The sequence below is a fragment of the Rhodococcus opacus genome, assembly GCF_012396235.1.
GTDB classification, from domain to species: domain Bacteria; phylum Actinomycetota; class Actinomycetes; order Mycobacteriales; family Mycobacteriaceae; genus Rhodococcus_F; species Rhodococcus_F opacus.
The window spans coordinates 166,691-179,830 of the sequence record NZ_JAAXPA010000011.1 but is presented as its reverse complement, the minus strand read 5'-3'; the positions used below and the strand labels follow the sequence as shown (position 1 = coordinate 179,830).

Genomic DNA, 13,140 nt, shown 5'->3' with positions numbered 1-13,140 from the left:
GGGACACGGACCGGGAGGAATTTCCTGTGCGAACCGGCAGAGTGGCTGTTCTCGTCTTGGGCTGTCTGAGCGCCCTGACCGGGTTCGCGCTGCTCACTGCCGCGGTGTTTCTGGGGTGGGCCTACTTCATGCAACGCGACGGGGGGCACTTCACCTCGCCGCGTGAGCACTTCGAGACGAGTGAAAGTGCCCTGGTATCGGAGAAGGTCGATCTCTTCGAGGGCGCCGACTTGCCGGAAGGGTTCAGCACCGAGGACCTCGGCCGGGTACTGCTGCGAGCCACCGCCACCGATCCCAGCCAGGAGATCTTCATCGGGATCGGCCCTCGTGACGAGGTCGACAAGTACTTCACCGACGTTGCTCGCACCGAGGTGACAGACGTGCACTTCGATCCGTTCCGACCGACCTATCGGCAGATTCCTGGAACCCGGCCCGCGGAAGCACCAGGGGCGCAGTCGTTCTGGTCGACCTCTTCAGCGGGTCCCGGCACACAAGAAGTGCGCTGGGAGCTGCAGCAGGGTGCCTGGACGGCTGTCGTGATGAATGCCGACGCCGCCCCCGGGGTGTCCGCCGACATTCAGGCCGGGGCACGCCTCGCCTTCCTCGGACCGCTCGCTCTGAGTGTCCTGATCGGTGCAGTCGTCTTTCTGATCATCGGAATCCCGTTGATCGTGGCAGGAGCGATCGGTCTGGGTCGGCACGGTCCGCCGCAACCGCATCCCGTCGGACGGGACGCAGCCGGCGACACGTTCGCCGGCGACGTCACCCACCCCCAGGTTCCATGGACCGTCTATCCCACTCGTCTCGTGGGTGAACTCGACGAGCCACTGTCGCGATGGCTGTGGCTGGTGAAGTGGTTACTGGCGATCCCGCACTACTTCGTGCTCTTCTTCCTCGGGGTCGCGTTCGTCGTCACCACCCTGGTGTCCGGATTCGTGATCCTGTTCACGGCGCGGTATCCGCGGGCCCTCTTCGACTTCGGCGTCGGCGTTCTCCGGTGGTGGTGGCGCGTGCAGTTCTATACCTACTCGGCCCTGGCGACGGACCGCTACCCACCCTTCACCCTGAAACGTACCGACTATCCGGCGGACTTCGACGTCGATTATCCCGTGCGGCTGTCCCGCGGACTGGTGCTCGTGAAGTGGTGGCTGTTGGCGATCCCGCACTACCTGATCCTGTCGCTACTCGCGGGAGGGTGGTTCGGGAGCTGGCGTGCCGGAGCGTTCGCCGCCGACGGTGCGCACTACGGGCAGACGTGGCTCTTCGGTTCTCTGCTCGGTCTCGTGGTGACCTTCTCGGCAATTGCGCTTCTCTTCACCGGACGGTACCCACACGGTCTTTTCGACTTCGTGATGGGCATCAACCGCTGGGCGTTTCGCGTCGCGGCCTACGCGACCCTGATGCGGGACGAGTACCCACCGTTCCGCCTCGATCAGGGACCGTTCGAGCCGGATGAGCCCAGGCCTCACTCGGGCGGAGACGATTCCGGTGCCGACACCTCTCCGGAAAGGCCGCGCCCATGAAAGTACTGGTGGCGTACGCGACAGCGAAGGGCTCGACCCGCGGGATAGCCGAGAGACTCGGGTCGTGTATCGAAGGTTTCGGGCAGGAAGTCGATGTGCGGGTGGCCGCGGACGTGTCACACGTGCACTCCTACGACGTGATCGTTCTCGGAAGCGCGATCCATGACGGGCAGTGGCTCGCCGACGCCTCCGACGCGGTCGAGCGCCTGCGGTCGCAATTCGAGGGGAAGCGAGTATGGGCGTTCTCGGTGTCGTCGGTGGGCGTCACCAGCACGACCCTGTCCAAGCGGCTGGCGCGTCTTCTTCGTCGCATGACACCGGAGCCTCGAGCGGTGCAGTTGCTGCGGGATGCGGCCGACGTGCGCGACCACCGATTCTTCGCCGGGGCGATCGCCCCGGGTGATTGGCCAGGATTCGGGCGAGTCGTCTTCAGGCTCATGGGTGGGCACTACGGCGACGCCCGGGACTGGTCGGACGTGTGCGCGTGGGCAGGCACCATCGCCGCCGAATCGACCCGGGACACGGAAAGACGGACCTAGATCCAGTGGTCGGCGCCGCGGAGGCATTGCTCTCGCGGTGCCGGGCCGGTGGAGGTGAGATCGGAGGAGCATCGATGAGTCCAGTGAAGAGGCGTGTGACGTGGGCGAGTCTGACAACGCCGCAGCGCGCCGCGCTGGTCGTGGCGGCGGCGGTGCAATTGGGGCTGGCCGTGGCGGCCTGGGCGGATCTGGCGAAGCGTGATCCCCGCGAGATCAGGGGGAGCCGAACTATTTGGGCTGCCGTGATCGCGGTGAACTTCATCGGACCCATTGCGTATTTCCGGTGGGCTCGCCGCACCCCGGAGGATGCACGATGAAGGGCCGGAAACCGTTCAGGGTGAGCCGATTCCCTCGCTCTGCTTGACCTCGCGGCGGAGCGCATCGAGCTGCGGCGCCGTTCCGAGTGCAATGACAATGGTGCCCGGGTCCAGACGTCGCTCCAGCGGGGGATTGGCAATGAACTGCCCCGTCGGTGACCGCAACGCCATCAACAGCGAGCCGGTGGCCGCCGCGAGGTCCGCTTCCGCCAGGGTCCGCCCGGCCAGCGGCGAACCAGCCGAGACCTCGACCTCCTCGATCCGGTAGTCCAGTGTCTCGTCGTGCATCACGACGTCCAGGAACTCGGCGACGTGTGGCTGGAGCGCGAAGGCACCCATCCGGCGCCCCCCGATGAGCTGAGGGTTGACGACGCGGTTTGCTCCCGCCCGAATCAGCTTGGATGTCGAACCGTCGTTGCGGGCGCGGGCGATGATGATCAGGTCCGGCCGCAACGCGCGGCTCGAGAGGGTGACGTAGACATTGTCCGCGTCGGTGTCGAGCGCCGTGATCAGAGCGTGGGCACGGCCGATTCCCGCCGCTTCGAGAACCTCGTCGTCAGTGACATCCCCGACTACTGTCGGGACGTCGAGGTCGGCGAGGCGCTCCGGATCTCGATCGACGACGACGACCGGCATCCCGAGCGTGGCCAGGTACTGCGCTCCGGCCCGTCCGACCCGGCCGAAACCACAGATGATCGCGTGCCCGGTCATCCGGCTGATGTGTCTGTCCATTCGCCGACGCTCCATGTGCTGACGTAGATGTCCCTCGATGAGTGCTTCGAGGATTACCCCGAAGGTGTACAGCGCCGTACCGGCACCCGCAAGTATGAGCAGGATCGTGAAGATCTGGCCCACCGCACCGAGTGGGTGGACTTCACGAAACCCGACCGTGCTGATCGTCGTCACGGTTTGGTACAGCGCATCCAGAATGCCGAAGCCCAGGACGACATACCCGAGCGTGCCTGCAACGACGACGAACCCGAAGGCGCCCAGTGCGCGGCCGATCCTCAGGAGGGGACTCATCACGGTCCTCCCGGCCTGCCCGTCGTGGGGTGCCACGGTCACTTGCCTGCGTACCGAAGGCGGCGGTGCGGACCGGCAAAGATGACCGGGCACGTCGCGCGCATGAGGACGCCCGTGGCCGTGCGGCCGAGCATTCCGCGCGGTGCAGCGGGGACACCGCGTCCGACGATCAGCAACTCGGCCGACGACGAGTAGCGGACCAACACTTCATCCGCCGGCGCCTCCGTGGTGATCGGGTCCACGACGACCTCGGGGAAGCGGCCCCTCTCCGGCGCCAACCATGCATCGAGACGATCTCGCGCCTCGTCCGAACCTGCGGTGAGGTCCGGTATCGACGAATTCGGTCCGGTCGCGACGGAGTGCACAGCGCGCAGCACGGTCCCGCTCAGTTGTGCGTGCCGAAATGCATAGTGCAGGACGTCCGGTTCGCCGTCCGACCGTACTCCTGTCACAATCGACCCACCGGTGCGGCGAAACCCAGGCCTGACCACCGCAACTGGACAGGCGGAGCGTGCGATCAGCGCCGCGGTCGTCACGAGCGACGCGGGTGCGGAGGACGAGTCGCTCCTGGCGCCGAGCACCAGCAGTTCGGCCGCGTCCGCGGCCTCGAGGAGTGCTGTGAAGGACGTTCCCGCCCGCATCTCCATTCTGATTTCGGTGGTCCCGGGCCGCGTGGGTCCGGAGGCGGCGACGTGGCGGGCGACTTCTGCGGCCTCGGTGAGGTGCATGTGCGCGTCCTGGGCTCGCTGTCGCTCGTGCTCCCCGTGGTGTGCCTCGCCCCGTCGCCCACCTTCGGAGGGATCGTGCACGAAGAGCAGCCGCAACGGAACACGATGAAGGGCAGCAACTTCCGCCGCCCACGCGGCGGCGTTCAGCGCACCGCGCGAACCGTCGATCCCGACAACGATGTGACGAGGATGATGGGCGGCGTCACTCATTCCATTTCCGTTTCTCTGGATCGGCTCGGGGCGAAAGCGTGGTCTGGGCAATCTGAGACTGGATCGGCATCGTCACGATCCGCAGCCGAGTCGGAAATGAACACCTCGCTCGTACTGAGTCACGACACGCATGGAGAGGGCAAGGAGAAGCCCGCGTGAAACGACTACGGCGAGAATGATCACGGCAGGCATGACGGCTCCGACGTCGACGAAGGGGTACGTCTACATCGAAGGCGGCTGGGCGGCATGGCAGTAGGGCCGACGGTCACTAGTTGGGGCATTTCGTCAAGGGTGGTGGTCGTTCGCGGAGAGAGGCACTTCGGCCCTGTTCCCTCCCGGATCGACGCCGCAAGGATCGAACTGGGGCACGGAATACACACGCGTCCGGACACTGGGAAGCAGGGTGACATGAGCGCGACCACAGCGACGCCGGCGGAGCGGCCGGAGCAAGTCTTTCAAGACCGACGGGAGGCCGGACGGGTCCTGGCAGGACTCCTCGAGGGCTTTCGCGGCAACCCGAAGGTCACCGTGCTCGGGCTGGCGCGGGGAGGCATCCCCGTGGCGTGGGAGGTGGCAGCCTCGTTGGGTGCCCCCCTCGACGCCTTCGTCGTGCGTAAGGTCGGTGTGCCGGGCCACGCGGAGTTCGCGATGGGCGCACTGGCCAGCGGCGGAACCGTGGTGGTCAACGACGACTTGATACGAGACCTGCGAATCTCGCCGGAACAGATCCGCCGGGAGCTCGATCGCGAGGGCCGGGAACTGCTGCGACGGGAAGCCGTCTACCGAGAGAACCGACCGCCTCCCGACGTCGCCGACAAGATCGTCATCCTCGTCGACGACGGCCTCGCCACCGGCGCGAGTATGTTCGCTGCCGTCGACTCACTGCGCCGACAGGAACCTGCCCAGATCGTGGTGGCGGTGCCCGCCGCACCGGAGTCCACCTGCCGCGACCTCGGCGCCATGGTCGACGACGTGGTGTGCGCAACGATGCCGTTTCCCTTCCACGCAGTCGGCGAGTCGTTCTGGAACTTCGCACAGGTCACCGACAGCGAGGTCCTGACGCTTCTGCGCACGCCCACTTCCGCTGGGACAGCTCGTGATGCGAAGGCGCTCGAATTCGGTTCGGCAGCAACAGCTGTACGTATCGCGGCGCTCGATGCCCCGGACGGTGTCCCCTCGCTCAACGTGCTTCTCGATCTGGTGGGTGACGCCCGGATCGTGGTGATCGGCGAAAGCTCGCACGGCACTCACGAGTTCTATGCGGCGCGCGCGGAAATCACCAAACGGCTCGTCGAGGACAAGGGATTCTCGGCGATTGCTGCGGAGGCCGACTGGCCGGACGCCTACCGCGTCAACCGCTACGTGCGCGGTGGTGGTCACGACACGACCGCCGAAGAAGCTCTCCGTGGGTTCGAGCGGTTCCCGTCCTGGATGTGGCGGAATGCCCCGGTACTGGACTTCGTCGGATGGTTGAAGGAACACAACGACCGCTCGAGGGCGCAAGGACGAACCCTCACGGGGTTCTACGGTCTCGATCTGTACAGCCTGCACAGATCGATGCGTGAGGTCGTGGAATACCTCGATCGGGTGGACCCCGCGGCCGCTCGGCGTGCGCGTGACCGCTACTCCTGCTTCGATCACCTCAGTGGCGACGACGGCCAATCATATGGCTACGCAGCGGCATTCGGTGCAGGGGAGTCGTGCGAGCAGCAGGTTGTCGAACAACTCGTCGAGCTGCAACGCCATTCCCTCGAGTATGTTCGGCGCGACGGAATGGCCGCCGAGGACGAGCAGTTCTACGCCGAACGCAACGCGGTGAGTGTGTGCGATGCCGAGGGCTACTACCGAACGATGTTCAGTGGCCGCGTGTCCTCGTGGAACCTACGGGATCGTCATATGGTTCAGACACTGGCAGCCCTCGTCTCGCACCTCGACCGGCACTCGGGCAGAGCATCTCGGATAGTGGTGTGGGCACACAACTCGCATGCCGGCGACGCGCGCGCAACCGAGGCCGGAACCCACGGCGAAGTGACCGTGGGGCAACTGGTGCGGGAAGCGTATCCCGACGCCTGTCGGCTGATCGGGTTCACCACGTTCGAGGGCTCGGTCACCGCGGCGAGTCAGTGGGGTGGACCGGCCGAACGCAAGGAAGTGCGCCCGGCGTTGCCCGGTAGCGTCGAGGAACTCTTCCACGAACTCGGAGAGCCGTCCTTCCTCGTGCGCACAGACGAGGGGAACGCTGCCGCGAGGACACTGCGGGCTGCGAGACTGCAGCGGGCGATAGGGGTGATCTACCGACCCGAGACCGAGCGGCAGAGTCACTACTTCCACACCCGGATCTCGGATCAGTTCGATGCGGTAATCCATATCGACACGACCAGGGCGGTCGAGCCCCTCGAACGCACAAGTCTCTGGGTTGAAGGCGAAACACCGGAGACCTATCCCTCGGCGTTCTAGCAACCGGTCCCGGTCGTCCATGTGTAGGCCGTGCGGTGCGAACGGGGCGAGCCCGTGAGCTGGTCTGTCAGGCAGGGCATCCGAGGAGTTCGAGTTCCTCTGCGACAACGAGGTCGACTTCCTCATCGGTCGAGCCGCCGAGAAGGTGCAACAGCAGCATCGATCCCATCTCCCTCAGCCGAGCCGGGCGCCTCACGTATCTCCTGGTCGGGGTGGGTCGTGGGGTGTCTTCCCGTGTCTATGTTCCATCGAACCCGGTGTACGCGGGCCGGCCGAGAGGACTTGGTCTTTTACCGAGGGGCCACTAGACATCGACTTGTGGCACCCGCCCCGGTAGCTCAAGGTTGGCACGATCGGACCCACCATCCGACCCGGGTCCGCCGTCGGGGACCTTCGGCCCTCGCGCCGCCCCGCGTGCAGCGGCGAGGGTAGACGTATGGGATACCAGGTCGAACTCGTCGAGATCGAGGCGCACCCGGCCGCCGTGGTGCGGGACCGCCTCCGTCTGGACCACATCGAGGACTTTCTCGGGCCAGCTTTCGGTGAGGTGGTCACTGTCGCAGAACGGCAGGGCCGGTACGTCACCGGTGTCCCGTTCGCGCGGTACCGCCAGGCGGAGGACGGGCAGTGGGACGTCGAGGCCGGATTCCCCCTCAGCGGCGGCATCGCCGCCCGCGGTCGAGTCGAGCCGACGTCGCAACCGGCGGGTCGCGCCGCCACCACTCTCCATATCGGGGACTACAAGGGAGTCGGCGCAGCGTACGCAGCCGCCACACACTGGATCACCGCGCACGGCTACGTCCCGTCCGGAGACCCGTGGGAGTCCTACCTGGACGGGCCCGGAGTCGCGGCGCCCCGCACCGAGGTGTTCATGCCCTGCATTCGGCGCCCCGCCGTGAACCGGGATCAGGGGCGAGGCGGCGAGGCCGTCGCGCGCGAGGACGAGACGACGACAGTCTCCAATCCTGGTGCAGAGCACTCCATCCGTGACGCCGAACCACGACCGGTGCCCTTGCGGGTTGCGGCGCCGCGATTGTTCCGGTGTGCCGCGCGTACGGCGAACCTCCTCGCCCGCCGCCGCCTTCACCAACCGAAACGGCACAGGGGCCGGAGAATGACCTTCGCTGACGGCACCACCGGAGTCGTCTACCGCGAGACCGTCATGCGCGGTGAGTCTCCACCCGATCCGGCGGTCCTCGTCGTCTCCTTCCGACTGCGCGGTGTCCACGGCTGGGGTCACCCGCTGTTCAGGGCCGAAAGCCTGCTCAACACAGCATTGTTCGCGGGGTTCCCCGGATTCGTGTCGAAGCTGTGGCTCACCGCGGACGAAGAGGACCGGTACCGCGGTTTCTACCAGTGGGACGGCGCACGCTCCGCCGAGGAGTACGTCCGGGTGTTGTGGTGGCCTCTCGCGCTGGTGAGCCATCGGTCCTCGATCCGATACTGCATCTTGCCCGGTCGTCTTCGCGACGACGTTCTCGAACGCGCCGAGTCAGGAGAGGGCACCGCACAGCCTGACACGGCGTGGTGGCGGCTCGTCCGGACGGAGACGAAACCGAGATGACCGCGCCGGACGGGCAGCCTCTCGACGTGCTCGTCGTCGGCGCAGGCCCGACCGGACTCGCCGCGGCGCTGATCGCTCACGATCACGGCGCACACGTGCGCATCGTCGACCGCAGACCCGACGCACCCCGATTCTCGCGGGCTTTCCTCGTCCAGTCCCGGACCCTCGAAGTACTGCGGCCGCACGGTGTGACCGAGGAACTCCTCGCGCTCGGAGACTCCAACCCGCAGGTGCACCTCCACCTGCGTCGGCGCTGTGTGCCCGTCGACGTGGGTGAAATACGGCTGCCGGACACCGCATTCCCGAATTTCCTGCTCGTGCGGCAAGCCGACGTGGAAGCCGTTCTGCGACGAGCACTCCGCGGCCGTGGCGTCGAGGTGGAGTGGGAGACGCAGTACGAGTCCTTTCGGGCAGTCGACGGAGTCGTCTGCGATGTGACGCATCACGGCATCCGCCGACAAGTCGCGGCCCGGTTCCTCGTCGGGTGTGACGGCAGCACCAGCACGGTGCGCGCGACGGCCGGCATCTCCTGGGACGGGTCGGTGTACCCGCACGAGATTCTCCTCGCCGACGTCGAACTCGACGGTGAGGTCCAGACCGGCGTCGCACACGTCGCGGTCCACCGTGAGGGGCTGCTGTTCCTGCTGCCGCTGGGCGAAACCGCTCGCTGGCGGTTGCTCACCGCCCAACCCCCGAACTGCGCGGAGGCCCCGACCGACCGACACCACCTGCAGAAGATCCTCGACAGGGCTGACGTGCATGCCCGCATCACCCGGATCGCCTGGTCGGAGCGGGTACCGGTCCAACACCGCGTCGCGTCCCGGTATCGATGCGGGCCGGTCTTTCTGGCAGGGGACGCCGCTCATGCCTTCTCCCCGGCGGGCGGCCAGGGCATGAACACAGGTATCCAGGACTCTGCCGACCTGGGGTGGAAACTCGCGTTCGCGGCACACCTCCGGCCCGGTGGCGACGCCACCCTGTTGCGGTCGTATGCGGAGGACCGTCGACCCGCCGCCCACCAGGTGCTGCTGCTGACCCACGTGCTGTTCTGGGCCGAGGCCGGCCGCGGTCGGGTGCCGTCGCTTCTACGCGGCGCCTTCTCCTCCGCAGGGGCACCGCTGGTCCCGGTGCTGTTGCGGCGGCGTCGGCTCGTCGCGCACGCGGTGCGAGTGCTCGCCCAGCTTCGCCGGCACTATCGGCGCGGTCCACTGTCGGTCGAGGGGTCCGGCGATTCCGGCGTCGCCGCCCCGGCCGGTGAGCGGATCCCGGACGAGGAGGTGACCGTCGACGGCGGCCGGCAACGTCTGCACGACCTGATCGCGACGCCGGCAGTACAGGTGCTCCTACATCGGGACACGCAGTGGGGAATGCCGCCGGCGCCTGACGGACGGCTACAGGTCCACCGAATTCGCAGCTGGTCGGGTACCGGCATCGTGATCGTTCGACCAGATGGATACGTCGGGTTTCGGAGCGGCTCCGACACTCAGGGGGCCGCCGAGTGGCTGGAACTGATCGGAGCGTCTCCGGCACGCTCGACGTGACGTTGCGGCATCTCCGGTCGGCGCCGGCTGAGGACCGCGATTGGCGACCAATGGCCCTGGAATGCCTGGGTCGGACGGAAGTAGGTTCGGAACAGGGCTGAGAATGTTCCGGCTCGAGGAGGTTCTGATGGAATTCGCCGATCGCGCCGATGCGGGACGACGCCTGGCCAGACGCCTGCGCGAGTTTCGAGGACGAGACGTCGTGGTGCTGGGGTTACCCCGAGGGGGTGTGCCGGTCGCATTCGAGGTCGCGAAGGCATTGCACGCCCCTCTCGACGTGATCGTGGTCCGCAAGCTCGGTGTCCCGTACCAGCCCGAACTGGCCTTCGGCGCGATCGGCGAGGGCGGCGTACGGGTGATCAACACCGATGTCGTCAGTCGGGTCGGTCTGACCGTCACCGATATCGCCGCCGTCGAACGCACCCAGTTGGCGGAACTTCGTCACCGCGCTGAACGAGTGCGGGAGGAGTTCGGCCGGATCCCGCTGGGGGGACGGATTGCGTTGATCGTCGACGACGGCGTGGCGACCGGTGCGACCGCGCGGGCCGCGTGCCAGGTCGCGCGCGCACAGGGCGCCGCGCGGGTCGTCATCGCAGTCCCGATAGGGTCGCCGCGCCGGATCGACGACCTCGCCGAGGACGCCGACGAGGTCGTGTGCATGCAGACCCCGAAAGGATTCTCCGCTGTCGGACAGGGGTACTACGAGTTTTCCCAGACCACCGACGAAGACGTGACCGAATTATTGCAGCGTGCACGCAGCGGCTTCGGAGAACCCGCCGCCACGGCACCGGACACCGGTGACGATCCGCCGATTCGCGACGACGACATCGAGGTCGACGTGGGCCGGGTCCGGCTTGCCGGGCACCTCGTCGTTCCGGAAAACGCCATCGGGATAGTCGTGTTCGCCCACGGCAGCGGCAGCAGCCGCCACAGCCCTCGCAACCGCTACGTCGCCCAGTTCCTGAACCGGGCCGGACTTGCCACCCTCCTGTTCGACCTACTCACCGCCGCAGAAGAAGGCGACCGCACGCTGGTATTCGACATCGACCTCCTCGCCGAGCGGCTCGTCGCGGCCACCCGGTGGCTCGGGACACGATCGGACACCGTCGGTCTGCCGATCGGATACTTCGGGGCCAGCACGGGCGCCGCAGCAGCACTGCGCGCGGGCACCGACTCCCACGTCGATATCAAGGCGATCGTCTCCCGCGGTGGCCGAGCCGACCTCGCCGGTGAGCGTCTGACCGAGGTCCGAACCCCCACGCTGTTGATCGTCGGCTCCCGCGATGAAACCGTCCTCGACCTCAATCGCCGCGCGCAGGCCGTGATCCCGGGCATGTGCCGGATCGAGATCGTGCCCGGTGCCACCCACCTGTTCGAAGAACCCGGCACCCTCGAACGGGCTGCAGTACTGGCCCGCGAATGGTTCACCACACACCTCCCGTCCACGCTGTCACCCCCTGCGCCGCAGTACGCAACGATAGAACCCGAATGCCCCCCTGGACCTCCCTCGAAGGCCACATGATCCGCGTCGAGGAACACCTCGACAAGGGCCGCTACACCCTGCGCGCCGAACTCCCCGGAGTCGACCCCGCCACAGACGTCGACATCGGCGTCCGCGACGGACACATGACGATCAAAGCCGAACTCACCGAACAACACATGGAAGGCTTGCACCCCGACCTTCCCGGCATTCCGCACAAAGGAACCGCAGCCCGCGGCATCCGAAAAGGGCAGTCTCTGAACGTAATTGCTCGTCCGGCCGCAGGCTCCGAACATCGGCCGTGCTCAGCTCTCCGGCAAGCCGGGTTGCGGTGCAGCCGCGTGTGGTGTCCGGATCAGCGATTGACGCAGACGGGACCACTGATGGGTCCAGCCCTGCAGGGGCGCCAGTGCCTGCTCGATTAGTTCCATCTGATGGTCGAAAGCCGACAGTTCTGCCTGCAATGCCTGCACTGTCAACCGCTGGGCGTGTAGTTCCTCGACCAGGACGTCGAACTCCGCGACCAACGGTGGGGCCAGCTCGACCAACTGCTGAAGCGACTCCAGCATCCGGGTCACCGGCACCGCAACGGGCTCAGGTATTGCGCTGACCGCCTCGCCTCCCATTGTTCCCATGAGGCGGGTCACGGCGCGTGTTCCCTCCAGCAATTCGTCCATCGCGGAGTGAAGCAAGCTGTATCGGTGCGTCTCTGCCTGTCCGGTCATCGGCACCACCTTCCTCCAGAATCCTTGTGATCCCTCCAGTTTCGCCCCGGGTCGTGGCGCGCTGGTCCCGTGCTTCGCCTGCCAGGTCGTCCGACCACTGCCGTCGGGCCCGCGCCGACACCGACAGGCCTACGTCGCGGAACTCGGGAGCACTGAACGGACGATGAGTAGGGGACACGTCACCGTGTGTAGCAGGGCTCTGCTGGTCGAGCCCAGCAGCATGCTCGCGAATCCACCTCGCCCACGGCTCCCGACCACCAGGAGTTGCGCCCGCTCGGCCTGCTCGCGCAGATTCCGAACAGGTTGGTCCATGACCACGACCGGCCGGACCTGCACGTCGGGGAAGTCCTCGGCGCGACCGGCCAGGCTCTCCGACAGTATCGCCCCCTCGCGGCTTTCGACCTGCGTCCAGTCGACGTCACTGGGGAACGGGGCGTGCAGCTCGACATCCGACCAGGCGTGTACCGCAACAAGTTCGACCTGACGCAATGCGGCCTCTTCGAACGCCGCCGAGATCGCCGGCTCGCTGTTCGCCGAGCCGTCGACACCGACCACGACGGGCCCTGCGACGTCGTTGATCTCGGTGTGCGGCAGGTCTCGCACGACAGCGACGGGCGCGTGCGCATGAGTCACGACCGCCGCACTGACCGATCCCAGCACGGTACGGTCGATGATTCCGTGTCGGTTCGCGCCGACAACCACCATCAGTGCAGACTTCGACCGCTCGACCAGCTCACCGGAGGGAGCGCCCATGCAGAACGCCGTGTCGATCTCGAGGGTGTGCCCCGGTACGGCCCGGGCGGCCACCTCCTCGGCCCGGACGAGCCGCGCCTTGCACTCGAGTTCCTCCTCCTCGAAAAAGCTGGCAGGCACCCCGACCGGCATACCGTAGGCGCCGGGGACGAACATGGTGGTCACCAAGGTCAGCGGAGCATTCCGCAATGCGGCTTCGTGCGCCGCCCATGACACGGCCTGGAGGGACGACTCCGATCCGTCTACTCCGGCGACGATCGGGCGGCGGGTGGTCATGATG

Annotated in this window: 11 protein-coding genes; 7 read left to right on the top strand and 4 right to left on the bottom strand. The window is 66.9% G+C overall.

The window, feature by feature from the left end; translation table 11 throughout:
• Positions 1 to 26 precede the first annotated feature (26 nt).
• From HGB39_RS17300 to HGB39_RS17290, 3 genes are all read left to right on the top strand, one after another.
• Positions 27 to 1,523: a DUF4389 domain-containing protein gene (locus HGB39_RS17300; protein WP_064080116.1), complete on the top strand. Its 1,497-nt coding sequence runs from the start codon at positions 27 to 29 to the stop codon at positions 1,521 to 1,523.
• Positions 1,520 to 2,062: a flavodoxin domain-containing protein gene (locus HGB39_RS17295; RefSeq protein WP_005563455.1), complete on the top strand. Its 543-nt coding sequence runs from the start codon at positions 1,520 to 1,522 to the stop codon at positions 2,060 to 2,062. Before HGB39_RS17300 ends, HGB39_RS17295 begins: the two co-directional genes overlap by 4 nt.
• A gap of 74 nt (positions 2,063 to 2,136) precedes the next feature.
• Positions 2,137 to 2,379, top strand: a complete 243-nt coding sequence (locus HGB39_RS17290; RefSeq protein WP_043788188.1) for a PLDc N-terminal domain-containing protein — start codon at positions 2,137 to 2,139, stop codon at positions 2,377 to 2,379.
• A gap of 15 nt (positions 2,380 to 2,394) precedes the next feature.
• On the opposite strand, the gene HGB39_RS17285 is transcribed toward HGB39_RS17290, so the two are convergent.
• Positions 2,395 to 3,402 carry a potassium channel family protein gene (locus tag HGB39_RS17285; RefSeq protein WP_043788203.1) on the bottom strand — a complete coding sequence of 336 codons (1,008 nt, stop codon included), beginning with the start codon at positions 3,400 to 3,402 and terminating at the stop codon, positions 2,395 to 2,397.
• Positions 3,403 to 3,440: 38 nt separating this feature from the next.
• Positions 3,441 to 4,340, bottom strand: a complete 900-nt coding sequence (locus HGB39_RS17280) for a universal stress protein (protein ID WP_081276484.1) — start codon at positions 4,338 to 4,340, stop codon at positions 3,441 to 3,443.
• 408 nt (positions 4,341 to 4,748) lie between these two features.
• Here HGB39_RS17280 and HGB39_RS17275 point away from each other — a divergent pair, with 408 nt between their 5' ends.
• The 4 genes from HGB39_RS17275 (at position 4,749) to HGB39_RS17255 (ending at position 11,424) form a co-directional block, all read left to right on the top strand.
• The gene (locus tag HGB39_RS17275; RefSeq protein WP_052023929.1) at positions 4,749 to 6,797 is read left to right on the top strand and encodes an erythromycin esterase family protein; all 2,049 of its coding nucleotides are present in this window, start codon (positions 4,749 to 4,751) and stop codon (positions 6,795 to 6,797) included.
• A 436-nt stretch (positions 6,798 to 7,233) separates the two neighbouring features.
• Positions 7,234 to 8,361, top strand: a complete 1,128-nt coding sequence (locus HGB39_RS38765; protein ID WP_005563444.1) for a GyrI-like domain-containing protein — start codon at positions 7,234 to 7,236, stop codon at positions 8,359 to 8,361.
• A complete protein-coding gene (locus tag HGB39_RS17260; protein ID WP_005563443.1) occupies positions 8,358 to 9,902 on the top strand; it encodes an FAD-dependent monooxygenase in 1,545 nt (514 codons plus the stop codon). The genes HGB39_RS38765 and HGB39_RS17260 overlap by 4 nt, the downstream gene beginning before the upstream one ends.
• Before the next feature lie 124 nt (positions 9,903 to 10,026).
• Positions 10,027 to 11,424: an alpha/beta family hydrolase gene (locus HGB39_RS17255; RefSeq protein ID WP_242323419.1), complete on the top strand. Its 1,398-nt coding sequence runs from the start codon at positions 10,027 to 10,029 to the stop codon at positions 11,422 to 11,424.
• Positions 11,425 to 11,687: 263 nt separating this feature from the next.
• On the opposite strand, the gene HGB39_RS17245 is transcribed toward HGB39_RS17255, so the two are convergent.
• Positions 11,688 to 12,107 carry a hypothetical protein gene (locus tag HGB39_RS17245; protein WP_043788186.1) on the bottom strand — a complete coding sequence of 140 codons (420 nt, stop codon included), beginning with the start codon at positions 12,105 to 12,107 and terminating at the stop codon, positions 11,688 to 11,690.
• 129 nt (positions 12,108 to 12,236) lie between these two features.
• Positions 12,237 to 13,136: a universal stress protein gene (locus tag HGB39_RS17240; RefSeq protein ID WP_005563440.1), complete on the bottom strand. Its 900-nt coding sequence runs from the start codon at positions 13,134 to 13,136 to the stop codon at positions 12,237 to 12,239.
• Positions 13,137 to 13,140: the final 4 nt, after the last annotated feature.

Bases quoted from the DNA above. Each gene is read 5' to 3' on its own strand.
- HGB39_RS17275 (WP_052023929.1), top strand. From the start codon at position 4,749: ATGAGCGCGACCACAGCGACGCCGGCGGAGCGGCCGGAGCAAGTCTTT.
- HGB39_RS17295 (WP_005563455.1), top strand. From the start codon at position 1,520: ATGAAAGTACTGGTGGCGTACGCGACAGCGAAGGGCTCGACCCGCGGG.
- HGB39_RS17240 (WP_005563440.1), bottom strand. From the start codon at position 13,136: ATGACCACCCGCCGCCCGATCGTCGCCGGAGTAGACGGATCGGAGTCG.
- HGB39_RS17290 (WP_043788188.1), top strand. From the start codon at position 2,137: ATGAGTCCAGTGAAGAGGCGTGTGACGTGGGCGAGTCTGACAACGCCG.
- HGB39_RS17245 (WP_043788186.1), bottom strand. From the start codon at position 12,107: ATGACCGGACAGGCAGAGACGCACCGATACAGCTTGCTTCACTCCGCG.
- HGB39_RS38765 (WP_005563444.1), top strand. From the start codon at position 7,234: ATGGGATACCAGGTCGAACTCGTCGAGATCGAGGCGCACCCGGCCGCC.
- HGB39_RS17260 (WP_005563443.1), top strand. From the start codon at position 8,358: ATGACCGCGCCGGACGGGCAGCCTCTCGACGTGCTCGTCGTCGGCGCA.
- HGB39_RS17285 (WP_043788203.1), bottom strand. From the start codon at position 3,402: ATGAGTCCCCTCCTGAGGATCGGCCGCGCACTGGGCGCCTTCGGGTTC.
- HGB39_RS17280 (WP_081276484.1), bottom strand. From the start codon at position 4,340: ATGAGTGACGCCGCCCATCATCCTCGTCACATCGTTGTCGGGATCGAC.